Below are 21,983 nucleotides of genomic sequence, written 5' to 3' on the forward strand. Positions count from 1 at the left end.
GACCAGCGTGGACGGCGTCGCGACGAGCGCTCAGCTGTCGCCGTCGTCGACGGTGCGCAGGAAGTCCTCGAACTCCGCACCGAGCTCGTCGGCCGAGGGCAGCTTGTCGTCCTCACCGGCCAGGAGGCTGGGGCGCTCGATGCCGCGCAGGTGCACGTCGTACTGGCGCTCGAGCCCGTGGACGGCCTCGGCGACCTCGGCGTTCTCGCCGATCTCGCGCTCGATCTCGAGGCGGTTCTCGCCGGCCGCCTGGACGAGGGCGTCGTTGGGCAGGTTGAGCCCGGTCGCGTCGACGACCGCGTTGAGCGCGGTGAGCGCGCCGTCGTGGAAGGCCGAGCCCGCGAGGTAGTGCGGCACGTGGATCGCGAAGCCCATGGCGTCGAGACCGGCCTCGCCGAGACGCAGCTCGAGCAGTGAGCCGAGGCTCCCCGGCACCTGCACGGTGCCGAAGACGGGCTTGCGCTCGCCGATGAGGCGCTCGTCGGTGGCGTGCGCCGTCATGCCGATGGGACGGGTGTGCGGCACGGCCATGGGGATGCCGTGCGCCTGCACGACGAGGGTGATGCCGAGCCGACGCACGAGGTCGGTAACCGCCAGGACGACCGCCTCCCAGCGGTAGTCCGGCTCGGGACCGGTGAGCAGGTAGTACGCCTGCCCCTCGCGGTCGGTGAGCTGGTAGAGCAGCAGGGCCGGGTCGTCGTAGGAGCCGTAGCGGGTCGCCTCGAAGACGATGACGGGTCGGCGGCCGCGGTAGTCGAGCAGGCTGTCGACGTCGAAGGACGCGACGACACGGGCCTCGCCCGCGGCGAGCAGGTGGTCGACGAGGATGCGCTGGGTGCCCCCGGCGTCGATGAAGCCGTCGAAGCCCACGATCATCGGCCCGGGCGTGAGCCGGCTCGGGTCGATGTCGACCTCGAAGCGGTAGAGCTCGGTCGGGTCGGTCACGTCGTCCTCCTGGTGATCGGTACATACATCATCCCCAACGACGCCGGGCCGCACGGGATTCCCCCGCGCGGGTGGCGCGTCGCGGTCAGCCGTGGGGGCGCAGCTCGGCGCGCACGGCGGCGATGGCCGAGCGCACCCGCTTGGCCGAGACCGGCACGGGCACGCCGACGGACTGGGCGAAGAGCGAGACCCGCAGCTCCTCGACGAGCCAGCCGATCGCCCGGACGTCCTCGCGGTCGCGCTCGAGCGGGTCGAGGACGTCGAGCAGGTCGGCGTAGGCGCCCTCGACGCCGTCGACCACCTCCTGCTGCGCCCGGTCGCGGTCGGGCCGCTCGCCGAGCCGGTCGATGCGCACGGAGACGCCGCGCAGGTAGCGGGCGAGGTCGCGCAGCCGACCCAGGCCCGCCGCGGTGACGAAGCCGGGCCCGGCGATGCTCTCGACCTGCGCGCGCATGTCGGCGACGGCCGGGGCGAGGGCGGGCGCGGTGATGCGCTCGAGGGTGCCCAGGACCTCGCGGCGCTGCTGCAGCACCGGCTGGACCTCGCGCACGACGAAGAGGGTGCGCGAGCTGAGATGGGTGCGCACGGCACGCAGCGCGTCGTCGAAGGCGGCGCGGTCCCTCACCTCGCCGGGCACGTGCTCGGCGACGACGTCGTCGACGGCGGCGCCGAGGCAGTCCTCGAGCAGGGCGGGGACCGACCCGTGCGGGTTGTCGCCGAGCGCGAGCTTGTCGGCGTTGGAGAGGCCCGCGAGCACGCGCTTCCACGGGGCCGGGGTGCCGAGCACGAGCAGCCGGCGCACACCGCGTCGACGGGCCGCCTCGGCCTGCGCGGCGTCGGGCAGCACCCGGACGGCGACGGTCTCGCCCTCGTCGACGAGCGCCGGGTAGCCGACGACCTGACGGGCGCCGCGACCGGACGTCACGGTGCGCGGCAGCTCCTCCAGATCCCACGTCGTCATGCCCGAGCGCTCGACCGACGCCCCGGCCTGGCGCACCCGCGCCTGGACGTGGCCGGCGACCTCGGTGCGCAGGGCGTCGAGGTCGGTGCCCTCGGCGAGCCGGCGACCGCGCTCCCCCTCGACCCGGAAGGTCATCCGCAGGTGGGCCGGCACCGCCGAGGGGTCCCACTGCTCGAGCGGCACGGCGACCCCGGTGAGGCTGCGCAGGGCGCGCCCGAGAGCGACGACGAAGGGGGTCTGCCCCACCTCCTCGGGCGGGATGGCCCGCAGGGCGCGGGCGGCGTGGTCCGGCGCGGGCGCGAAGCTGCGGCGGGTCGCCTTCGGCAGACCGCGGATGAGCGCGGTCGCGAGCTCCTCCCGCAGACCGGGGACCTGCCAGTCCAGGCCGGTGCCCTCGATCTGGTTGAGCAGGTGCACCGGGAGGTGGACGGTCACGCCGTCGGCCTCGGTGCCGGGCTCGAACTGGTAGGTGAGGCGCAGGTCGTGCTCGCCGTCGCGCCAGGTCGTCGGGTACTGCGCGTCGTCGACGGCCTCGGCGTCGTCGCGCACGAGGTGCTCGGGGGTGAGGGTGAGCAGGTCGGGCTGCTCGCGGCGCGCGGACTTCCACCACCGGTCGAAGTGGGTCCCGGAGACGACCTCGGCGGGGATCCGCTCGTCGTAGAAGGCGACGAGGTCCTCCTCGTCCGTGGCGATCCGTCGCCGGCTGCGCGCCTCGAGCTCCTCGACGCGGGCGATGGCCCGCGCGTTGTCCCGGAAGACCTGGTGGTGGGTCTCCCACTCCCCCGAGACGATCCCCTCGCGGATGAAGAGCTCGCGGGCGAGCACGGGGTCGACGCGCGAGAGCTGCACGGTGCGACCGGCGACGAGCGGCACGCCGTAGAGGGTCACCCGCTCGGTGGCGATCGCGCTCGCCTGACGCTTGGACCATCGCGGCTCGGAGTAGCTGCGGCGCACGAGGTGCGCCCCGGCCCGCTCGGCCCACTCGGGGTCGATCCGGGCGTTGGTCCGTGCCCACAGGCGCGTGGTCTCGACGAGCTCGCCGGCCATGACGACCGGCGGCTGGCGGCGGTGGAGCGTCGAGCCGGGCTGGATGGAGAAGCGCGCGCCACGGGCGCCGAGGTAGTCGCGCTTGTCCTCGTCACGGACACCGACGTGGCTGAGCAGCCCGGCCAGCAGCGCCTGGTGCACGGTGTCCCAGTCCGGGTCGTCCCCCTTCGCCGCGGTCCGCGAGCGCGTGTCGAGACGACGGTCGGTCGCCGCCCGGCGCAGCTGCGCGTGGACGTCCTGCCACTCACGGATGCGCACGTAGTGGAGGTACTCGCGCTTGCACATCCGGCGGAAGGCGCTCGAGGACAGCTCGCGCTGCTGCTGCTTGAGGTAGACCCACAGCTGCCACCACGTCGCGAAGTCGGAGGTCTCGTGACGGAAGCGCGCGTGCTGCTGGTCGGCCTGCGCCTGGCGCTCGAGCGGACGCTCCCGCGGGTCCTGGATCGACAGCGCGGAGACGACGACGAGGACCTCGGTGAGGCAGCCGCGGCGGTCGGCCTCGATGAGCATCCGGCCCAGCCGCGGGTCGACGGGCAGCCGGGCGAGGGTCTTGCCGGTGGGGGTGAGGCGGCGGGCCGACCCCTTCGCCCCCCGCTCGGCCGGGTGGACGGCCTCGAGCTCCTCGAGCAGACGCAGTCCGTCGCTCACCTGGCGGGAGTCCGGCGGCTCGACGAAGGGGAAACGGCTCACGTCCCCCAGGCCGAGGGCGGTCATCTGGAGGATGACCGCGGCGAGGGAGGTGCGCAGGATCTCGGGGTCGGTGAACTCCGGGCGCGCGTCGTGGTCCTCCTGCGAGTACAGGCGCACGCAGATGCCGTCGGAGAGCCGGCCGCAGCGGCCGGCGCGCTGCGACGCGCTCGCCTGGCTCACCGGCTCGACGGGCAGGCGCTGGACCTTCGTGCGCTGGCTGAAACGGGAGATGCGCGCCATGCCGGTGTCGATGACGTAGCGGATGCCGGGCACGGTGAGCGAGGTCTCGGCGACGTTCGTGGCGAGCACGATGCGCCGGCCGGAGTGGCGCCCGAAGACACGGTGCTGCTCGGCGGAGGAGAGCCGGGCGTAGAGGGGCAGGACCTCCGTGCCCGGCAGGTGCATGCCCTCGAGCGCGTCCGCGGTGTCGCGGATCTCGCGCTCGCCGGAGAGGAAGACGAGGATGTCCCGCGCCCCGCCGGGGTCGGGCTCGGTCCACAGCTCCTCGACCGCCCGGCAGATGCCGGTGATCTGGTCGACGTCCTCGCCGTCCTCGCCCTCACCGACGAGCGGTCGGTAGCGGACCTCGACGGGATAGGTGCGCCCGGAGACCTCGATGACCGGGGCGGGGGTGCCGTCGGCGTCGGCGAAGTGGGCGGCGAAGCGGTCCGGGTCGATCGTCGCCGACGTGATGATGACCTTGAGGTCGGGGCGGCGCGGCAGCAGCTGCTTGAGGTAGCCGAGGATGAAGTCGATGTTGAGGCTGCGCTCGTGCGCCTCGTCGATGATGAGCGTGTCGTAGCGGCGCAGGTCGCGGTCGCGCTGCATCTCGTTGAGCAGGATGCCGTCGGTCATCACCTTGACCGCCGTCGCGTCGCTGCTGTGGTCGGAGAAGCGGACCTGGTAGCCGACGAGGCCGCCGAGCTCGACGTGCAGCTCCTCGGCGATGCGCTCGGCGACGCTGCGGGCCGCGATCCGTCGCGGCTGGGTGTGACCGATCTGGCCGCCCATCCCCCGGCCGACCTCGAGCGCGATCTTCGGCAGCTGGGTGGTCTTGCCCGAGCCGGTCTCGCCGGCGATGACGACGACCTGGTGCTCACGGATCGCGGCCGCGATCTCGTCCTTGACGGCGACGACGGGCAGCTGCTCCGGGTAGTGCAGCTGCGCCGCCGTCATGGGCGCAGCGAGGGGTCCGGGCATGCGCGCCAGGATACGTCCGGCCCCGCGCTAGGGCCGCGTCGGCTCCTCGACCCGGTGGGCGCTGGCGGCGCGGCGCCGGTCCTCGCGCCGGGTGTCGCGGCGCTCGCGCTCGTGCGCGTCGGAGTCGGTCACCGGGCGCAGCCGCTCCCGCGTCGTGCCCACGGTGTCGGCGGTCCGCCCGACGTGCCGGGCGACCTTCGTGCTCGACGCGACGCCCTGGACGACCTTCACCGGGCGGGAGGCACCCGAGACGGCGCGCCAGTCGGCGGCGAGCTCGTCGGCGAGGGCGAGGCCGCTCCGGTCGCGGGCGAGCTGCGTCCCCTTCGCCACGGCGAGCTCGCGGCTGCGGGCGGCCAGCCGGGTCGTGCTCTGCTGGGCGGTGACGTGCCAGGGCTGGTCAAGGGCCCGTGGGGCGCGGGCAGGGCTCGCCGTCCGCGTCGTGCGGCCCACGGAGGTGGCGGCGGGGCTCACGCCCCGCGCCGAGCGCAGGACCCGTCCGCTGCCCTTGATGACGCCGTCGGCGACGAGGAGCTTCGAGTCCGAGGCGATCCGGCGCCAGCTGCCGTGCCCGTAGGCCACCCGCAGGCCGGCCTGGCCGAGCGGGTCGAGCGCGGTCCCGAGGGCGAGCGGCTTGAGCAGGCCCGCCCACGGCCCGGTGAAGAGCGCGCTGCGCCCGAGGTCTCGGGTGCCCTCGAGCGCGTCGTAGCCGCGCGGGTCGGCGAGGTCGGTGCACACGTCGTCGAGGTCCGCGGCGAGCAGGGCCTCGTCGCGCCGGGCGTCCTCGCTCGCGGCGGCGTAGGCGCTCTCGTGGGCGAGGACCTCGCGGTGGGCCTCGGCGCGTCGCGCCCGCAGCGCGTCCTCGGCCGGGTGGGGTGCGTAGAGGGCGAGCTGGCGGTCGATCTCGGCGAGGGTGTCGCACGTGCGCTCGTGCGCGGCGGCCGTGCGCGCCATCTCCTCCTGGGTGGTGCGCAAGGTCCGCGAGTAGCAGGTGATCCGCTCGCCCGCGTCGCCCATGCGCGCGGCGACCTGGCGCAGGGTCACCGGGACGTCGCCCACCTCGCGGGCGAAGGTCTCGCCGGACGGCGACTCCCACACCCCGTGGGTGCTCACCTGCCCGAGGAGCTCGGCGACGAGCCTGACGTTGTCCTCGACGGTCGTGAGGTCGCTGCCGAGCGCGGCGACGACGTCGGTGGCGGCGAGGTCGACGCGGTAGGGGTCGAGCGCGAGGATGTCGCGGGCGCTCCAGTCGTAGCCGGTCACAGGGTGCCGACCTTCGTCCCGCGCTCGAAGGTCGGTGTCACCGAGCGGCGCACCATGTCGTCGGTGTCGACGTAGCAGGCACCCGCGGAGCGGGCCAGGCGGGCGAGCGAGGTGAGCTGCGCGCACAGCGTGACCCGTGCGTGCTCGAAGTCGCCGTAGACCCGGTCGACCGCCTCCTCGGCCACCCGGTCGACGAAGCCGTGGTCGACGTCGCCCGCTCCCCGCGTCTGCGCCGACCGCTCCTCCAGGTGGGTCGCGATCTCCTCGAGCCGGTCGCCGAGCGCGGCGATCGCCTCGGCGCTGATGGTCAGCCGTGTCATCCCCGAACGCTAGGTCGACACCCCACCCCGGCCGGACGAGTTGTCCACAGGCCCTCGTCGGTCGAGGTGCGAGGGCGCCTGCGCCCGAGCCTCGAGACCACCCGAGACGTTCGCACCTGCTCGGGTTGCAACCAGCGCTCGCGCCAACATCTCGGGAGACCACCCCAGACGTTCGCACCTGCTCGGGTTGCAACCAGCGCTCGCGTCGACATCTCGGGCGGGCCCAGCCCGCTGACGACGAAGGGGGGACCCACCACCGGGTGGGGCCCCCCTTCGCCATGACGTCAGCTCGCGGCGCGCTCCTGCGCCTCGCCCGCGGCCGCGGCGAAGCCGCGCTCGAGGTCGGCGACGATGTCGTCGACGTGCTCGATGCCGACGGCCAGGCGCACGAGGCCGGGCGAGACACCGGCCGCGTAGCGACCCTCGTCGCTGCCCTGGCTGTGCGTCGTCGACCAGGGGTGGATCGCCAGGCTGCGCACGTCGCCGATGTTCGCGACGTGGCTGTGCAGGGTCAGCCCCTCGACGAAGCGGCGGCCCGCCTCCTCGCCGCCGACGATCTCGAAGGTGAGCACGGCGCCAGCACCCTTCGGCGCGTACTTCTGCGCGAGGGCGTGGTGCTTGTGGTCGGGCAGGGACGCCCAGGTGACGTGCTCGACCTGCGGGTGACCGACGAGGAAGTCGGCGACGGCGCGCGTGTTCTCCAGGTGCCGCTCGATGCGCAGCGAGAGCGTCTCGATGCCCTGCGCGACGAGGAAGGCGTTGAAGGGCGAGACCGCCGAGCCGAGGTCGCGCAGCAGCTGCACCCGCGCCTTGAGGATGAAGGACAGGTTGGCCCCGAAGGCGCTGCCGACGCCGAGGTCCGGTCCGTAGCGCAGCCCGTGGTAGCTCTCGTCCGGCTCGTTGTAGGACGGGAAGCGCTGCGGGTGCAGCGCGTAGTCGAAGGTCCCGGCGTCGACGATCGCACCGGCGATCGTCGTGCCGTGCCCGCCGAGGTACTTCGTCGCCGAGTGCACGACGACGTCGGCGCCGTGCTCGATCGGGCGCAGGACGTAGGGCGTCGCGACGGTGTTGTCGACGACGAGCGGCAGCCCGAGCTCGTGGGCGACCCCGGCGACCCCCTCGACGTCGAGGATCTCGCCGCTGGGGTTGGAGATCGTCTCGCCGAAGAAGAGCTTGGTGTTCTCCTTCGCCGCGTCGCGCCACTGCTGGAGGTCCGCCGCGTCCTGCACGAAGGTCACCTCGATGCCGTAGCGAGGCAGGGTCGAGCCGAGGAGGTTGTACGTGCCGCCGTACAGCGCCGGGCTGGCCACGACGTGGTCGCCGGCCTCGGCGACGTTGAGGATGGCGAAGGTCGTCGCGGCCTGGCCGGACGCGACGAGGAGGGCGCCGACTCCCCCTTCGAGCGCCGCGATGCGCTGCTCGACGACGTCCGTCGTCGGGTTCATCAGGCGGGTGTAGATGTTGCCGAGCTCCTTGAGCCCGAAGAGGTTCGCGGCGTGCTCGGTGGAGCCGAACTGGTAGCTCGTCGTCTGGTAGATCGGCAGCGCGCGGGCGCCGGTCGTCGGGTCGGGGCTCTGCCCGGCGTGGACCTGCTGCGTCTCGAAGTGCCACGTCGTGGGGTCGGACATGAGGGTTCTCCTGGTGTCATCGCGCTTGACCGTGGGCGGGTGCTCACGGACCAGGTCGTCTCCCGGGGCACCCCACCGCGGATGGAGGGTTGCCGACCAGCGAGCCGGGGCTTGACGCTGGTGCTCTTGACCTGCGGGCAGGCTAGCCCGCGTCCTCGCGGCGCGACAGGGCGCGTCTCAGGATGTGGTGGGCGCGCCCGCCCGGGCCGTGCGGCGCAGCCACCACAGCCCGACGAAGGGGAGGACGAGCGGCAGGAAGCCGTAGCCGGAGCCGAAGTGCGACCACACCGTCTTGTCCGGGAAGAGGTCGGGCGCGAGGTAGGACAGCGCCCCGACGAGCAGGACGCCGACGGCCTCGACCGTGATCGTCGCGGAGGCGACGGGGCGCCGGTCGGTGAGCAGGGCCCACGTCGCGACGACGTAGACGAGCGCGGCGAGCGCGCTCAGCAGGTAGGCCAGCGGCGCGCGGTCGAAGTACTCGATGACCTGGAGGGTCGAGCGGCCCGTGGCCGCGAGCGCGAGGGTGCCGTAGGCGATGACGAGGAGCAGACCGGGGCCGCTGCGCACCGGACGGCCGGTGCGCTCCCCCGTCGCCTCACGCATGGACGGTCCAGATCTGCTGGATGCGCAGGGTCATCACCGCGACGACGAGGGCGCCCCCGAGGACGGCACCCATCGCCCAGCGCGACTTCTCCTTGATGGCCAGGTACGCGAGCGCCGGCGGCACGAGCGGCAGGGTGACCGCGTACGCGGCCATCGTCGGCCCCTCGCCGGGGGTGCGGACCTGCCCCGCGACGACGCAGGCGACGACGGCCTGGACGACGAGGAGCAGCTCGACGACGGCGGCGACGAGCAGCAGCCGGTCGTCGATGACGCGGTCGAGGGCCGTGTAGGCGCCGGCGACCACGGCGAGGACGAGGGAGGCGACCAGGACGATCGTGGTCAACGGCACAAGCACGAGAGCCAAGGGTAGGGCCTGCTCCTGGGCAGGATCGACCCATGCCTGCCGACCGCGACACCCGCGAGCACGTCGGCGGCCCCGTCACGGTCGACACGACGCTCGGCTACGAGCCGCCGCTCGACTGGCAGGGGCTGCTCGACTGGTACCGCTACCACGCGCTCGACGGCGTCGAGGTCGTCGACGACGAGCGCTACCGGCTCGCGCTGGCGCTCCCTCACGGCTCGACGCTCGTCGAGCTGCGCGACGACCCGGGCCAGGACCGGCTCGCCGCCAGGCTCGAGCTCGCCGACGCCGCCGACCACGACGCGGCCGTCGTCGTCCTGCGGCGCATGCTCGACCTCGACACCGATCCCGCCGAGGTCGACGCGCACCTGCGCACGGTCCCGGTGCTCGCTCCTCTCGTCGCGCGGCGCCCGGGCATCCGGCTGCCGGGCACCCCCACCCCCTTCGAGGCGGTGCTGCGGGCGGTCACCGGTCAGCAGGTGAGCGTGGCCGCCGGGCTGACCCAGCTGCACCGGCTCGTCGCCGAGGTCGGCACGCCGAGCGCGGAGGTCGGCGCGCTGCAGCCCTTCCCCGGGTCCGCGGCGGTGCACCCCTTCGGCACCGGGTGGTACCACGGGACGCGGTCACGACGACGGGCGCTCGAGGGGGTCCTCGACCTGGCTGCGGACGGCGGCCTCGACCCGGGTCTCGACCCCGAGGCGACCGGCGCGGCGCTGCACGCCGTGCGGGGTGTCGGGGCGTGGACGGTCGCGAGCACCCTCATGCGCGGGCACGGCGCCGCGGACGTCGACCTGCGTGGCGACCGGGCGCTGGTCGTCGCCCTCGAGCGGCTCACGCGCGAGGTCGACCTGCCGGGCGTCCTGCGCCCGGCGAGCCCGTGGCGCAGCTATGCCGCGCTGCACCTGTGGACCGCGCGACCGCTGGGCAGCCGCTAGCTCGCGAGCGCCGGCTCGTCCCACCGGGGCAGCAGGCTCACGCCGTCGCGAGTCGCGAGATAGGCGCCGAGCAGCTCGACCCCGCCCTCGCGAGCGGCGCGCAGCGCGCTCTCGTGCCAGGCCCGCACCTCGTCGTCGGGCACGCTGCCGCGCGGGCGCCCCACCGCGACGACGACGGCGGCCAGGCTCGCGCCCAGGTGGCCGAAGAAGGCGTCGAAGAGGGCACGTCGCTCCCCCTCGTCGGTCGTGGGGTCGACGCCGTCGACGGTGACCGGCTGGATCATCCGGCCGTCGGCGTCGCACAGGAGGAGGCTGATGCAGCGCCCCTCCCGCTCGTCGTCGCGGACGACGAGGTCGACGACGTCGGCGGCGAGGCGCTCGTCGCGCAGGGACAGGGCGGGCCACCCGGGTGGCAGGTCGGAGAAGGTCATGACCGCAAGACTTGCGCGTGACGGGCCGATCGCCGCGAGCTTTTCCACAGCGCCCGTTACTGTGACGCACGTGGCACTCAGCGTCTTCGACCTCTTCTCCGTCGGCATCGGGCCGTCCAGCTCGCACACGGTGGGACCGATGCGGGCGGCGGTGCTCTTCGTCGAGGGCGTGCGGGACAGCGGCGACCTGCCCCGCGTGGCGCGGGTCAAGGCCGAGCTCTTCGGTTCGCTCGGCGCGACGGGCCACGGCCACGGCTCGAACACCGCCGTCATGCTCGGCCTGTCCGGCGAGCGGCCCGAGCTGTGCCAGCCCCGCGAGGTCCAGGGCCGTCTCGCCCAGATCCGTGAGAGCGGTCGGCTGAGCCTGCTCGGCGAGCACGAGATCGACTTCGCCGAGGCCGACGACGTCGTCCTGCACCGTCGGGCCACCCTGCCGCTGCACCCCAACGGCATGACCTTCCACGCGTGGGACGCCGCGGGCGAGCTGGTCTCGCAGCGCACGTACTACTCCGTCGGCGGCGGCTTCGTCATCGGCGAGGACGCCTCCGGCTCGACGAAGGTCGTCGAGGACACCACCCCCGTCGCCCATCCCTTCACCACCGGTGACCGCCTGCTGCAGATCTGCGCCGAGACCGGGCTGTCGATCGCCCAGGTCATGCTCGAGAACGAGCTGTCGTGGCGCACCGAGGAGGAGGTGCGCTCCGAGCTGCTCGCGATCTGGCAGGTGATGTCGGAGTGCATCGACAACGGCGCGCGCACCGAGGGCGTGCTCCCCGGGGGGCTGAAGGTCCGCCGCCGTGCGCCCGACCTGCACCGCCGGCTCAAGGTCGAGGGCAGCAGCGACGACCCCCTGCGCGGCATGGACTGGCTCACCCTCTACGCGCTGGCCGTCAACGAGGAGAACGCCGCCGGCGGGCGCGTCGTCACCGCCCCGACGAACGGCGCGGCCGGGATCATCCCCGCGGTGCTGCGCTACTACCTCGACTTCGTGCCCGGTGCTGACGACGACGGGATCGTGCGCTTCCTGCTCACCGCGGCCGCCATCGGCGTCATCTACAAGGAGAACGCGTCGATCTCCGGCGCCGAGGTCGGCTGCCAGGGCGAGGTCGGCTCGGCCTGCTCCATGGCGGCCGGGGCGATGGCCGCGGTCCTCGGCGGCACCCCCGCCCAGGTCGAGAACGCCGCCGAGATCGGCATGGAGCACAACCTCGGCCTCACCTGCGACCCCGTCGGCGGGCTCGTGCAGATCCCGTGCATCGAGCGCAACGCGGTCGCCTCCGTCAAGGCGATCACCGCCGCCCGCACCGCCCTGCGCGGCGACGGCAGCCACGTCGTCTCCCTCGACAAGGTCGTCAAGACGATGCGCGACACCGGGCGCGACATGAAGGTCAAGTACAAGGAGACCGCCCGCGGGGGTCTCGCGGTCAACGTCATCGAGTGCTGACCGTCAGCTGCCGGCAGCAGCACGAAGGGGGTGCCCGGACCGATCGGTCCGGGCACCCCCTTCGTCACGGCTGGGTGATCAGCGCGCGGTGATCAGCGCTTGGTGATCTCCCAGTCGCCGCCGTCGGAGTCGACGACGAGGTACTTCGTGCCGGTCTGGACCGTCGAGGTGCCCTCGTAGGTCTTCTTGTACTCGCTGACGAGACGGTCCGGGTAGTCCTCGCCACCGACGGCCTGGATGGAGATGCGGCCGCCGTAGTCGTTGCTCGAGGTGTACTTCACGCGGATGTCGGAGGACTTGCCGTCCCACTTGAAGACCGCGCCGCCGTTGCCCTTCTGCGAGGAGCCGAAGGCGGGGGCCGTCGAGATCCGCTTGAAGGTGATCTTCCACTTGCCCTCGGACTCGACCTTGATGCGGTTGGTCGAGGCGCTGGAGCCGGTGAGGTTGTACGAGCTCGTGCCCTTCGCCTTGTCGTAGTAGGAGAAGATGCTGTAGTCGCCCGAGGACGAGCCGTTCGCGTCCTCGCCCTTGACCCGGAAGCTGGAGAAGCTCGAGTTGGGGTCACCGAGGAAGTCGGCCTCGATGAGACCGGCGCCGTCCCCCGGCGGGACCTGGATGACGGCGTTGCCGCTGCCCTCGTAGGTCTTGCCGTACTCGCCCTTGGTGACGCCGCTGCCGATCTTCGTGCTGCCACCGCCGGTGGAGTCGCTCGTCGGCGAGGCGTCGGTCGTCGGGGAGTCGGTGCTCGTGTCGCTCGTCGAGGAGTCGTCGCTCGTCGGCGAGTCGCTCGAGGTGTCGCTCGAGGTCTCCGAGGTCGAGGACTCGGTGCTCGAGGAGCTCGCAGTCGTCGTCGGGTCGTCGCCACCGCTGAGGGCGCGGACGCCGAAGAAGCCGAGGACGCACAGCAGGAGCACACCGAGCACGCCGCCGCCGATGATGAGCGGGAGCTTGTTGCTCTTCTGCGGGCCGCCGGGCTGACCGGGGTAGCCGCCCTGCTGGCCGTAGCCCTGCTGGTTGTAGCCCGAAGGACCGCCGGGGCCCTGCTGGCCGTAGCCGCCCTGCTGGCCGTAGCCCGGGGCTCCCGCGCCGGCACCGGCGCCGTAGGAGCTCGTGCCGTAGCCGCTGTCGCCCGAGGACCCGTAGGAGCTCGAGCCGTAGCCGCTGTCACCGCTCGCGCCGTAGGAGCTCGACCCGTACGAGGAGTCACCCGACCCGTAGCCCGAGCCCGCGCTCGGCATGGCCTCGGTCTCCGGCGACTTGTCGGCGCTCGGACGGATCCGGGTCGCCTCGTCGACGTCAGAGGCGTCCTGACCGGCAGCCCCCTGCTGGTCGTTGCCGAAGCCCTCGGGCGTCGGCTGACGGTGATCCGTCCAGCTGCTGCCGTCCCAGTACCGGATCTGGCCGGACTGCTCGGGGTCCGGGTACCAGCCCGCTGCCCACTCGCTCATCGTGCTCCCCTTGTCAGGTGGTGTGTCTTGTGCGGCGAAGGCTACCTGCGCCGGATGGGTGCGAGGCGCACCGATCTCGTGTCGTTTCGGCGACGACCCGCGATCTGCCCCGGTATCTCGGGGTTGTCGTCATGTCGGGGGAGCACTCCCCCGGCGCATGTCTGCGGAAAGCGCGGGGCCCCGGCCGCAGCATCGCTGCGGCCGGGGCCCGTCGTGCGCAACTCGTGATCAGCTGCAGCCGCTGGTGGAGCCGCAGCCCTCGCAGACGTAGCAGGAGCCGGCGGGGCGCATCTTCGTCCCGCAGGTCATGCACATCGGCGCGTCGGCGGTCTTGCCCTGGAACTTCTCCAGCAGCTCGGCCGAGCTGTGGATCTGGCCGCTGACCTCACGGGCGGAGGCGGCGCCGGCGCCCGAGGTGACCTCGGCCGCGTGCTCCTCGACCGGGGCGTCGGCCTTCTTCGAGGACGGGGCGGCGGACTGGCTGTAGGTCTCCAGCTCGTCCTCGAGGTCCTCGTCGTCCTCGTTCGGCGCGGCCGCGTAGGACCCCGTCTCGAGCTGGCGGGCGCGCTCCTCGGCGGTGTGGATGCCCATGAAGGAGCGGGTCTCGAAGTCGAGGTAGTCCAGCGCGAGGCGACGGAAGACGTAGTCCATGATCGACTGCGCCATCCGCACGTCCGGGTCGTCGGTCATGCCGGCCGGCTCGAAGCGCAGGTTGGTGAACTTCTCGACGTAGGTCTCGAGCGGCACGCCGTGCTGCAGCGCGATGGAGATCGCGATGGAGAAGGCGTCCATGAGACCGGCGAGGGTCGAGCCCTGCTTGCCAAACTTGAGGAAGATCTCGCCCAGCTCGCCGTCGTCGTACGTGCCCGACGTGAGGTAGCCCTCGGCCCCGCCGACGGCGAAGGACGTGGTCTGCGAGGTGCGGCGCTTGGGCAGACGACGACGCAGCGGGCGGTACTCGACGACCTTCTCCGGCTCCGCGGCCTCGGTCTTCGCGTCCTTGGCGTCCTTCGCGTCCTTGGCGGTCGAGCCGCCGTCGGAGAGCGGCTGGCCGACCTTGCAGTTGTCGCGGTAGACCGCGAGCGCCTTGAGCCCGAGCTTCCAGCCCTGGATGTAGACGTCCTCGATCTCCTCGACGGTCGCGTCCTCCGGCAGGTTGACCGTCTTGCTGATCGCGCCGGAGAGGAAGGGCTGGGTCGCCGCCATCATCCGCACGTGACCCATCGGGCTGATCGAGCGCGCACCCATCGCGGTGTCGAAGACCTCGTAGTGCTCGGTCTTCAGCCCGGGGGCGTCGATGACGTGGCCCTTGTCGGCGATGTACTCGACGATCGCCTCGACGGTCTCCTGCGCGTAGCCGAGCTTCTTCAGCGCGCGCGGGATGGTGAGGTTGACGATCTGCATCGAGCCGCCGCCGACGAGCTTCTTGAACTTCACGAGCGAGAAGTCCGGCTCGATGCCGGTGGTGTCGCAGTCCATCATGAAGCCGATGGTGCCGGTGGGCGCGAGGACCGAGGCCTGCGCGTTGCGGTACCCGTTCTTCTCGCCGAGCGTGATGACGGCGTCCCACGCCTTCGTCGCGGCCGCGTGGATGTCCTTGTCCATCGTGTGCAGCGTGCGGACCTGGTCGTTGGCCGCCTGGTGCTTGCGCATGACGCGCTTGTGGGCGTCGGCGTTGCGGGCGTACCCGGCGTAGGGGCCGACGACCGCGGCGAGCTCGGCGGAGCGCTTGTAGGCGGCACCGGTGAGCAGCGAGGTGATCGACGCGGCGAGGGCGCGGCCGCCGTCGGAGTCGTAGCCGTGGCCGGTCGCCATGAGCAGCGCACCGAGGTTGGCGTAGCCGATGCCCAGCTGACGGTAGTCACGGGTCGTCTCGCCGATCGGCTCGGTCGGGAAGTCCGCGAAGCAGATGGAGATGTCCATCGCGGTGATGACGAGCTCGGCGACCTTCTGGAAGGTCGCGACGTCGAAGGTGTCGTCGTCGCGCAGGAACTTCAGCAGGTTGAGCGAGGCGAGGTTGCAGCTGGAGTTGTCGAGCGACATGTACTCGCTGCACGGGTTGGACGCGGTGATCCGGCCCGTCTCGGGGTTCGTGTGCCAGTCGTTGATCGTGTCGTCGTACTGGATGCCCGGGTCGGCGCACTCCCACGCGGCCTTGGCGATCTTGCCCATGAGCTCACGGGCGTCGACGGTGGAGATGACCGAGCCGTCCTTGCGGGAGGTGAGCCCGAAGTCGGTGCCGTCCTCGACCGCACGCATGAACTCGTCGCTGACGCGCACCGAGTTGTTCGCGTTCTGGTACTGGACCGAGACGATGTCGGCGCCGCCGAGGTCCATGTCGAAGCCCGCGTCGCGCAGGGCCCGGATCTTGTCCTCCTCGCGGGCCTTGGTCTCGACGAACTCCTCGATGTCCGGGTGGTCGACGTCGAGGACGACCATCTTCGCCGCGCGACGCGTGGCGCCACCGGACTTGATGGTGCCCGCCGACGCGTCGGCACCGCGCATGAAGCTCACGGGGCCGGAGGCGGTGCCGCCGGAGGAGAGCAGCTCCTTGCTGGAGCGGATGCGGGAGAGGTTGAGGCCGGCGCCGGAGCCGCCCTTGAAGATGAAGCCCTCTTCCTTGTACCAGTTGAGGATCGAGTCCATCGAGTCGTCGACGGAGAGGATGAAGCACGCCGAGACCTGCTGGGGGCTCTTCGTGCCGACGTTGAACCACACCGGGGAGTTGAAGCTGAAGACCTGGTGGAGCAGGGCGTAGGTCAGCTCGTGCTCGAAGATCTCGGCGTCGGCCGGGGTCGCGAAGTAGCCGTGGTCCTTGCCCGCCTTGACGTAGGTGAGCACGACGCGGTCGATGAGCTGCTTGAGACCCTGCTCGCGCTCGGGCGTGCCGACGGCGCCGCGGAAGTACTTCGTCGTGACGATGGTGCTCGCGTTGGCGGACCAGAAGTCGGGGAACTCGACCCCGCGCTGCTCGAAGATCGTCGCGCCGGTCTTCCAGTTCTGCTGGACGACGTCGCGCTTCTCCCAGGTCACCTCGTCGTAGGGGTGGACGCCCTCGGTGGTGTAGATGCGCTCGACCGTGATGCCGCGGTTCTTCGCGGATCGACGGGTGCTGGGCTTGCCGGCGGTCTCGGTCATGGTCCCTCTCTCGGTGGTGCGTGGTCTGCAGGTGGAGCTGCTCATGTGGTGCTGGGTGGTGCGGCGTGCAAGGGAAGACCTCGCATCGAGCGTGTCACCGGGTACCGACAGCCCGATCGCGTGCCGGTACCCGGGGGTCTAGGGGGCGTCCTGCGCGAGAGCGGTGTGCTCGGCGCGCAGCAGGGTGATGGCGGCCTCGAAGTCCTCGAGCGAGTCGAAGGCCTGGTAGACGCTCGCGAAGCGCAGGTAGGCGACCTCGTCGAGCTCGCGCAGCGGGCCGAGGATCGCCATCCCGATCTCGTGGGCGTCGATCTCGGCGCTGCCCTGCGCCCGTACGGCCTCCTCGACGCGCTGGGCGAGCAGGGCCAGCTGGTCCTCGGTGACCGGTCGGCCCTGGCAGGCCTTGCGGACGCCGACGAGGACCTTGGCCCGGCTGAAGGGCTCCGCCGCACCCGAGCGCTTCGTCACGCTCAGGCTCGCGCTCTCGAGCGTGGTGAAGCGCCGGTTGCACTCGGGGCACTGCCGACGGCGACGGATCGAGGACCCGTCGTCGGCCGTGCGCGAGTCGATGACGCGAGAGTCGGTGTGACGGCAGAAGGGGCAGTGCACGATGCTCTCCTCTCGGGCACGGTGGCACAGGTCGGGCACCGGCTCACCAGCACGAGGCGTGTCGCCAGCTGTGGACCGGGGTGTGGATCAGGGCGGTTCTGCTGTGGACATCTGTCGACAACCGGTGGACAACTCCGCCTCACATGTGCACTACATGTGGACGAATGACATCGGTGCAACCACTAGATGTAGTGCCATTTCATCACGCCCACCACCACGCACGCAAGACCCGGCGAACCCCCGGGCGAGAAGTCCCGGGATACCGGGCGAGACGCCGACGCGAGCCCCGTCGACAGCCGGCGGGGACAGCACGACGGCCGCACCCGGTGGAGGTGCGGCCGTCGCCGTCGCCCGGGTCGGGTCGAGGGACCCGGGTGGTCTGGTGATCCGTCGTGACGGTCAGCGCGTCGGGATGACGAGCTCCTGGCCGGCGTGGACGAAGGGGGTGCTCAGCGCGTTCTCCGAGCGGATCGCCGAGACGGCCGCGCTCGTGGGCACGCCGGGCATCTGGCTGGCGGCGACGTCGCTGAGGGTCTGCCCCTGCTCGACGGTGACGGTCGTGGCCGCAGCGGCCTCGCCGCCCGCGGTCGCGATGCCGGTGCCGAGCGCGAGCAGGGCCGCGACGGCGATCGTCGTGAGCGCGAGGCGACCCCGACGGGTCACCCGCAGCTCGGTGGGGACGTCGGTCCCCGTCGGCACGGACACGAGGTGGCGCTCGGCCCGGCGCGGGTCGCGCAGCGCCGAGGGCCGGGCAGCGTGCTGCGGGGCCTGGACGGTGAGTGCGCTCATGGTCTCCTCCTGGTCGTCTGGTCGAACCGGTGTTCGACGAGGCGTCTGCACGATGTCTAGCACAGGTGTTCGAGCGAGAACAAGACACGCTCGAACATGTGTTTGATCTAGACCGGGCCGAGCACTACCGTCGGCCACACGGGAGAGACAACCAGCGAGCACCGACAACGCTGTCCTCCCCCGCAGGAGCAGGCCACCAGCCGCCCCCTCACGGGTCGCGGCGCGAGCGAGACAGCGAGGGGCGCGATGAGCGAGGACAACATCCGCACGTTGCCGGTGCGGGACAACGGCGAGGGGCTGACCGCCCGGCAGGTCAAGGTCCTCGAGGTGATCCGCAGCGCGGTCGCGACGCGGGGCTACCCGCCGAGCCTGCGCGAGATCGGCGACGCGGTCGGGCTGACGAGCCCGAGCTCGGTGGCCCACCAGCTGACCGCGCTCGAGCGCAAGGGCTACCTACGCCGTGACCCCAACCGGCCCCGCGCCATCGAGGTCGTCTCCCCCGATGCGCCCCGCTCCCCCGAGGGCGACGCGCAGACCCACGACATCGCCGGCTACCGCGGTGGCGCCAGCCCCCACGACCCCGACGCGACGGGCAGCGGGGACGCCCACCCCGCCGCGACGTACGTGCCGGTGCTCGGCCAGATCGCCGCGGGCGTGCCGATCGTCGCCGAGGAGAGCGTCGAGGAGGTCTTCCCCCTGCCGAAGCAGGTCGTCGGCGAGGGCTCCCTCTTCCTCCTGCGCGTCGTCGGCGACTCGATGATCGAGGCCGCGATCTGCGACGGCGACTGGGTCGTCGTGCGCCAGCAGCCGACGGCCGACAACGGCGACATCGTCGCGGCGATGCTCGACGACGAGGCGACGGTCAAGACCTTCAAGCGACGTGACGGCAAGGTGTGGCTGCTCCCCCACAACCCCGCCTTCGAGCCGATCGACGGCGACCACGCGACGATCCTCGGCAAGGTCACCGCGGTCCTGCGCCGCATCTGAGCCTGGCGCGCCGCCCCGGCCGGACGGGCCCGCCCCTGCACGGGGCGGGCCCGTCCTGCGTGGCGGGGCCGGTCAGCCGACCTGTGCGCTGGCGCGGGCCAGCGCGTCCAGGCTCGTGTCGAGCGAGCCGTCGACCCGGTGGGTCGCGAGGTCGTCACCGCGCGTGCGTCCCCTCGTGATGATGACGACCGGCGTGCCGAGCTTGGCGGCCCGCCGCACGAAGCGCAGGCCGGACATGACCTGCAGGCTCGACCCGAGCACGAGCAGGCTCGGCGCCGCCTCCGTGAGCGCGAAGCAGTGCTCGACGAGCGGCTTGTCGACCGAGCCGCCGAAGAAGACGACGTCGGGCTTGAGCATGTCCGACCCGCACACGAGGCAGAGCGGCGCCTCGAAGGCCTCGACCTCGACCTCCTCGAGGCGCACGTCGCCGTCGGGTCGGATCTCGTCGCTGTCCGCGTCGAAGCCGGGGTTGCGCTGCGCCATCCGCTCGTCGAGCGCGGCCCGGGCCTCCCGGGCGCCGCACGCGAGGCAGACCACCTCGGCCAGGCTCCCGTGCAGCTCGACGACACCGGTGCTGCCGGCCGCCTGGTGCAGGCCGTCGACGTTCTGGGTGATGACGCTGCCGACCTGACCGCGCTCCTGCAGGTGCGTGACGAGCTCGTGGGCGCGGTTGGGCCGGGCCGCGCTGAAGCGGCGCCACCCCACGTAGCTGCGCGCCCAGTAGCGCCGCCGGGCGGCGCTGCTGCCGACGAACTCCGAGAGGTGCATCGGCGTCACCCGGCGCGTGCCGTCCGGACCGCGGTAGTCGGGGATCCCCGAGTCGGTCGACATCCCCGCGCCGGTGAGGGCCAGCGCCGGCCCGCGGCTCAGCACGTCGGCGATCTCGCGGAAGGTCTCGGGGGTGCTCACCGCACCAGTATCCGCCCGGACCTCGCGTGCACGGCGGGCGAAGGGGGTGCCCCCACCAGGTGGTGGTGGGCACCCCTTCGTCCGGTCCCGCCCGCCCGTCCTGCGCGCGAGGCTCCCGGCGCCGCTCGGAGCGCGCCGGGGCTGCGGCTATCGTGACCGCATGATCGACGCTGCAGGGCTGCGGGTGATGCGCGCCATCGCTGACGAGGGCAGCTTCACCGCCGCCGCGCTCGCGCTCGGGTACTCCCAGCCGGCGGTCTCGCAGATGGTGCGCCGTCTCGAGCAGCGCACCGGCACGGTGCTCGTCGAGAAGGTCGGTCGCTCGGTGCGCCTCACCGAGGCGGGCGAGGTGCTCGCCCGGCACGCCGGACCGGTCCTCGCCGCGCTCGACGCCGCCGAGGAAGAGGTGGCAGCCATCGCCGGCCTGCGCGCCGGTCGGGTCCGGCTGATGGCCTTCCCGAGCTCGTCGGTCACCCTCGTGCCCCGCGCCCTCGCCGCGGTGCGCCGCGCGCACCCGGACGTCAAGGTCACCTTCACCGAGGCCGAGCCGCCCGAGTCGCTCGCGGCGCTGCGCGGCGGCGACTGCGACCTCGCGGTCGCCTTCAGCTACGACGGCACCGACCTCGGGCGGGGCGAGGACCTCGAGGGCTTCGTCGTCCACCCCCTCCTCACCGAGGAGGTGGGCATCGCCCTGCCGAAGGGGCACCGCCTCGCCGAGGAGGAGCGGGTCGACCTCTCCGACCTCTCGGAGGAGGAGTGGATCGCGGGCTGCCCGCGATGTCGCGGTCACCTGCTGCAGATCTCGCACGACGCGGGCTTCGCCCCACGCGTCGCCTTCGAGACCGAGGACTACGTCGCGGTGCAGGGCTTCGTCGCCGCGGGGCTGGGCGTCGCGCTCATCCCCGACATCATCCGCGAGGCCACGGCCAACGACGACGTCGTCGTGCGCCCGCTCAACCCGCCGACCCGGCGCCACATCCACGTCGTGACGACCGAGGACCTCCAGCGCGTGCCGGCCGTGCAGGCCGCGGTCACCGCTCTCGTCGACGCCGCGGCCCGCTGAGGGCCTAGCTGCTCGCGCCGGCCTCGGCGTGCTGGCCGTCGCACCACTGCTCGTCGGGGACCTGCGCGCGCACCTGGTCGACGTGCTCGCCGCAGCCGGCCCAGGTCGTCTTGCCGCAGACCTCGCACGGGACGGGTCGGCACATGAGGATCACGCTCCTGCTCGATCGGGACTGATGTCACCGCGAGGGTAGCCCCCGCGGGTCTCGTCCCCCTCACCCACAGGGGCCCCTCGGCGCGGTCCGCCGTCCACAGCCTGCCGTGGTGGCCTGCTGCGAGCCCCCGGCGTTCGTAACGTCGCGCCATGCGCAGACCGGACGAGCCCAGCGAGCGCCTGCGACGCATCCTCGACGGCGTCGAGGACGCCCGCGCCACCGACCCCGCAGACGGCGACCCCGACCTCGGCCCCGATCTCCTCGACGCGGGGGCACGAGACGCGCCGGTGCTCCCGCCGCCCCGGCCGCTGACCCTGCCGTCGGGCATCGCGACAGCCCGCTGGCGTGTCCGCCCGCGCGCGGTCCTCGGGGTGGCCCTGCTGCTCGCCGTCGCCGTCACGGTGCTCGGGGTCCGGCTGCACCTCGCGCAGCGCGACGCGCTGCCGCAGGCCGCACCGGCCACGTCGGGCGGTCCTGCCGTGGTGGCGAGCGGTGACCGCTCCGGCTTCGAGACCGGCGTCGGCACCGAGCCGGTGCCCAGCGGCACCGCACCGGCTCGAGCCACGCCGGCGGCGGAGGTGTACGTGCACGTCGTCGGGCGGGTGCGCAGCCCGGGGGTGGTCACCGTGCCCGCAGGCGCCCGCGTCGAGGAGGCGATCAAGGGCGCCGGGGGCGTGCGCGAGGGTGCCGATCTCGCCCAGGTCAACCTCGCCCGACTGGTCGTCGACGGCGAGCAGGTGGTCGTCCCGCGCGAAGGGGGCGCCACCCCCGTCGCCGGAGGGGTCCCGGCACCCGCCGGACCCACGGCACCGGCTGCTGCTCCGGGCGGACCGGCGGGCACCGCGGCCCCGTCGGCGCCGGTCGACCTCAACACCGCCGACCAGGCCACGCTGGAGACCCTGCCCGGCGTCGGACCCGTCCTCGCCGCACGGATCGTCGAGTGGCGCACCACGAACGGCGGATTCACCACCGTCGAGGAGCTCGACGAGGTCTCGGGCATCGGCGAGAAGCTCTACGCCCAGATCAGCCCGAAGGTCACCGTGTGAGCCCCGGGCCGACGC

19 protein-coding genes and 1 riboswitch are annotated in these 21,983 nt (G+C 72.7%); of the genes, 5 read left to right on the plus strand and 14 right to left on the minus strand.

From position 1 onward, the window contains the following. Positions 1-30 precede the first annotated feature (30 nt). The 7 genes from EEW87_RS05610 to EEW87_RS05640 form a co-directional block, all read right to left on the minus strand. Entirely contained in the window at positions 31-945 is a 915-nt protein-coding gene (locus tag EEW87_RS05610) for a PAC2 family protein (RefSeq protein WP_068275006.1), read from the minus strand. A gap of 85 nt (positions 946-1,030) precedes the next feature. Further along, the gene (hrpA, locus tag EEW87_RS05615) at positions 1,031-4,843 is read right to left on the minus strand and encodes an ATP-dependent RNA helicase HrpA (RefSeq protein ID WP_123092865.1); all 3,813 of its coding nucleotides are present in this window, start codon (positions 4,841-4,843) and stop codon (positions 1,031-1,033) included. 27 nt (positions 4,844-4,870) lie between these two features. Then, positions 4,871-6,103, minus strand: coding sequence for a hypothetical protein (locus tag EEW87_RS05620; RefSeq protein ID WP_123092863.1), 1,233 nt, complete (start codon positions 6,101-6,103; stop codon positions 4,871-4,873). Next, the gene (locus EEW87_RS05625) at positions 6,100-6,423 is read right to left on the minus strand and encodes a hypothetical protein (protein WP_123092861.1); all 324 of its coding nucleotides are present in this window, start codon (positions 6,421-6,423) and stop codon (positions 6,100-6,102) included. Before EEW87_RS05625 ends, EEW87_RS05620 begins: the two co-directional genes overlap by 4 nt. A gap of 284 nt (positions 6,424-6,707) precedes the next feature. Then, entirely contained in the window at positions 6,708-8,051 is a 1,344-nt protein-coding gene (locus EEW87_RS05630; RefSeq protein ID WP_123092859.1) for a bifunctional o-acetylhomoserine/o-acetylserine sulfhydrylase, read from the minus strand. Between the two features lie 16 nt (positions 8,052-8,067). Next, positions 8,068-8,183: riboswitch (SAM riboswitch) on the minus strand. Between the two features lie 45 nt (positions 8,184-8,228). Then, positions 8,229-8,654, minus strand: a complete 426-nt coding sequence (locus EEW87_RS05635) for a hypothetical protein (protein ID WP_123092857.1) — start codon at positions 8,652-8,654, stop codon at positions 8,229-8,231. Continuing rightward, positions 8,647-8,997 carry a hypothetical protein gene (locus tag EEW87_RS05640; RefSeq protein WP_123092855.1) on the minus strand — a complete coding sequence of 117 codons (351 nt, stop codon included), beginning with the start codon at positions 8,995-8,997 and terminating at the stop codon, positions 8,647-8,649. The genes EEW87_RS05635 and EEW87_RS05640 overlap by 8 nt, the downstream gene beginning before the upstream one ends. Positions 8,998-9,050: 53 nt before the next feature. Between EEW87_RS05640 and EEW87_RS05645 the strand changes: the two genes are divergently transcribed. Continuing rightward, the gene (locus EEW87_RS05645; protein ID WP_123092853.1) at positions 9,051-9,950 is read left to right on the plus strand and encodes a DNA-3-methyladenine glycosylase family protein; all 900 of its coding nucleotides are present in this window, start codon (positions 9,051-9,053) and stop codon (positions 9,948-9,950) included. On the opposite strand, the gene EEW87_RS05650 is transcribed toward EEW87_RS05645, so the two are convergent. Then, the gene (locus EEW87_RS05650) at positions 9,947-10,381 is read right to left on the minus strand and encodes a hypothetical protein (RefSeq protein ID WP_123092851.1); all 435 of its coding nucleotides are present in this window, start codon (positions 10,379-10,381) and stop codon (positions 9,947-9,949) included. The genes EEW87_RS05645 and EEW87_RS05650 overlap by 4 nt on opposite strands. Positions 10,382-10,451: 70 nt before the next feature. On the opposite strand from EEW87_RS05650, the gene EEW87_RS05655 reads away from it, so the two are divergent. Further along, a complete protein-coding gene (locus EEW87_RS05655; protein ID WP_123092849.1) occupies positions 10,452-11,825 on the plus strand; it encodes an L-serine ammonia-lyase in 1,374 nt (457 codons plus the stop codon). A gap of 92 nt (positions 11,826-11,917) precedes the next feature. Here the strand turns inward: EEW87_RS05655 and EEW87_RS05660 are convergent, their stop codons facing one another. The 4 genes from EEW87_RS05660 to EEW87_RS05675 form a co-directional block, all read right to left on the minus strand. Continuing rightward, entirely contained in the window at positions 11,918-13,273 is a 1,356-nt protein-coding gene (locus tag EEW87_RS05660) for a DUF2510 domain-containing protein (RefSeq protein ID WP_123092847.1), read from the minus strand. A gap of 228 nt (positions 13,274-13,501) precedes the next feature. Then, entirely contained in the window at positions 13,502-16,411 is a 2,910-nt protein-coding gene (locus tag EEW87_RS05665; RefSeq protein ID WP_123092845.1) for a vitamin B12-dependent ribonucleotide reductase, read from the minus strand. Positions 16,412-16,549: 138 nt separating this feature from the next. After that, positions 16,550-17,020, minus strand: a complete 471-nt coding sequence (gene nrdR / locus EEW87_RS05670) for a transcriptional regulator NrdR (RefSeq protein ID WP_123092906.1) — start codon at positions 17,018-17,020, stop codon at positions 16,550-16,552. A 399-nt stretch (positions 17,021-17,419) separates the two neighbouring features. Continuing rightward, positions 17,420-17,809 carry a LysM peptidoglycan-binding domain-containing protein gene (locus EEW87_RS05675; protein ID WP_083968765.1) on the minus strand — a complete coding sequence of 130 codons (390 nt, stop codon included), beginning with the start codon at positions 17,807-17,809 and terminating at the stop codon, positions 17,420-17,422. 246 nt (positions 17,810-18,055) lie between these two features. On the opposite strand from EEW87_RS05675, the gene lexA reads away from it, so the two are divergent. Then, positions 18,056-18,796, plus strand: a complete 741-nt coding sequence (gene lexA / locus EEW87_RS05680) for a transcriptional repressor LexA (protein WP_123092843.1) — start codon at positions 18,056-18,058, stop codon at positions 18,794-18,796. A gap of 72 nt (positions 18,797-18,868) precedes the next feature. Here lexA and EEW87_RS05685 read toward each other — a convergent pair whose 3' ends face one another. After that, positions 18,869-19,705: an NAD-dependent protein deacetylase gene (locus EEW87_RS05685; protein ID WP_123092841.1), complete on the minus strand. Its 837-nt coding sequence runs from the start codon at positions 19,703-19,705 to the stop codon at positions 18,869-18,871. A 160-nt stretch (positions 19,706-19,865) separates the two neighbouring features. Here EEW87_RS05685 and EEW87_RS05690 point away from each other — a divergent pair, with 160 nt between their 5' ends. Next, positions 19,866-20,768 carry a LysR family transcriptional regulator gene (locus tag EEW87_RS05690; RefSeq protein WP_068274964.1) on the plus strand — a complete coding sequence of 301 codons (903 nt, stop codon included), beginning with the start codon at positions 19,866-19,868 and terminating at the stop codon, positions 20,766-20,768. A gap of 4 nt (positions 20,769-20,772) precedes the next feature. Here the strand turns inward: EEW87_RS05690 and EEW87_RS16795 are convergent, their stop codons facing one another. Beyond that, entirely contained in the window at positions 20,773-20,913 is a 141-nt protein-coding gene (locus EEW87_RS16795) for a hypothetical protein (protein WP_192826117.1), read from the minus strand. A 158-nt stretch (positions 20,914-21,071) separates the two neighbouring features. On the opposite strand from EEW87_RS16795, the gene EEW87_RS16800 reads away from it, so the two are divergent. After that, positions 21,072-21,968 (plus strand): ComEA family DNA-binding protein, encoded by an 897-nt coding sequence (locus EEW87_RS16800; protein ID WP_192826116.1) that lies wholly within the window; start codon positions 21,072-21,074, stop codon positions 21,966-21,968. Positions 21,969-21,983: the final 15 nt, after the last annotated feature.

The organism is Janibacter melonis, assembly GCF_003721155.3.
Taxonomy (GTDB): Bacteria; Actinomycetota; Actinomycetes; order Actinomycetales; family Dermatophilaceae; genus Marihabitans; species Marihabitans melonis.

Coding starts and splice junctions, on each gene's coding strand:
- hrpA (WP_123092865.1), bottom strand. CDS start 4,843: ATGCCCGGACCCCTCGCTGCGCCCATGACGGCGGCGCAGCTGCACTAC.
- EEW87_RS05625 (WP_123092861.1), bottom strand. CDS start 6,423: ATGACACGGCTGACCATCAGCGCCGAGGCGATCGCCGCGCTCGGCGAC.
- EEW87_RS05630 (WP_123092859.1), bottom strand. CDS start 8,051: ATGTCCGACCCCACGACGTGGCACTTCGAGACGCAGCAGGTCCACGCC.
- EEW87_RS05635 (WP_123092857.1), bottom strand. CDS start 8,654: ATGCGTGAGGCGACGGGGGAGCGCACCGGCCGTCCGGTGCGCAGCGGC.
- EEW87_RS05645 (WP_123092853.1), top strand. CDS start 9,051: ATGCCTGCCGACCGCGACACCCGCGAGCACGTCGGCGGCCCCGTCACG.
- EEW87_RS05650 (WP_123092851.1), bottom strand. CDS start 10,381: ATGACCTTCTCCGACCTGCCACCCGGGTGGCCCGCCCTGTCCCTGCGC.
- EEW87_RS05660 (WP_123092847.1), bottom strand. CDS start 13,273: ATGAGCGAGTGGGCAGCGGGCTGGTACCCGGACCCCGAGCAGTCCGGC.
- EEW87_RS05665 (WP_123092845.1), bottom strand. CDS start 16,411: ATGACCGAGACCGCCGGCAAGCCCAGCACCCGTCGATCCGCGAAGAAC.
- EEW87_RS05675 (WP_083968765.1), bottom strand. CDS start 17,809: ATGAGCGCACTCACCGTCCAGGCCCCGCAGCACGCTGCCCGGCCCTCG.
- lexA (WP_123092843.1), top strand. CDS start 18,056: ATGAGCGAGGACAACATCCGCACGTTGCCGGTGCGGGACAACGGCGAG.
- EEW87_RS05690 (WP_068274964.1), top strand. CDS start 19,866: ATGATCGACGCTGCAGGGCTGCGGGTGATGCGCGCCATCGCTGACGAG.
- EEW87_RS16795 (WP_192826117.1), bottom strand. CDS start 20,913: ATGTGCCGACCCGTCCCGTGCGAGGTCTGCGGCAAGACGACCTGGGCC.
- EEW87_RS16800 (WP_192826116.1), top strand. CDS start 21,072: ATGCGCAGACCGGACGAGCCCAGCGAGCGCCTGCGACGCATCCTCGAC.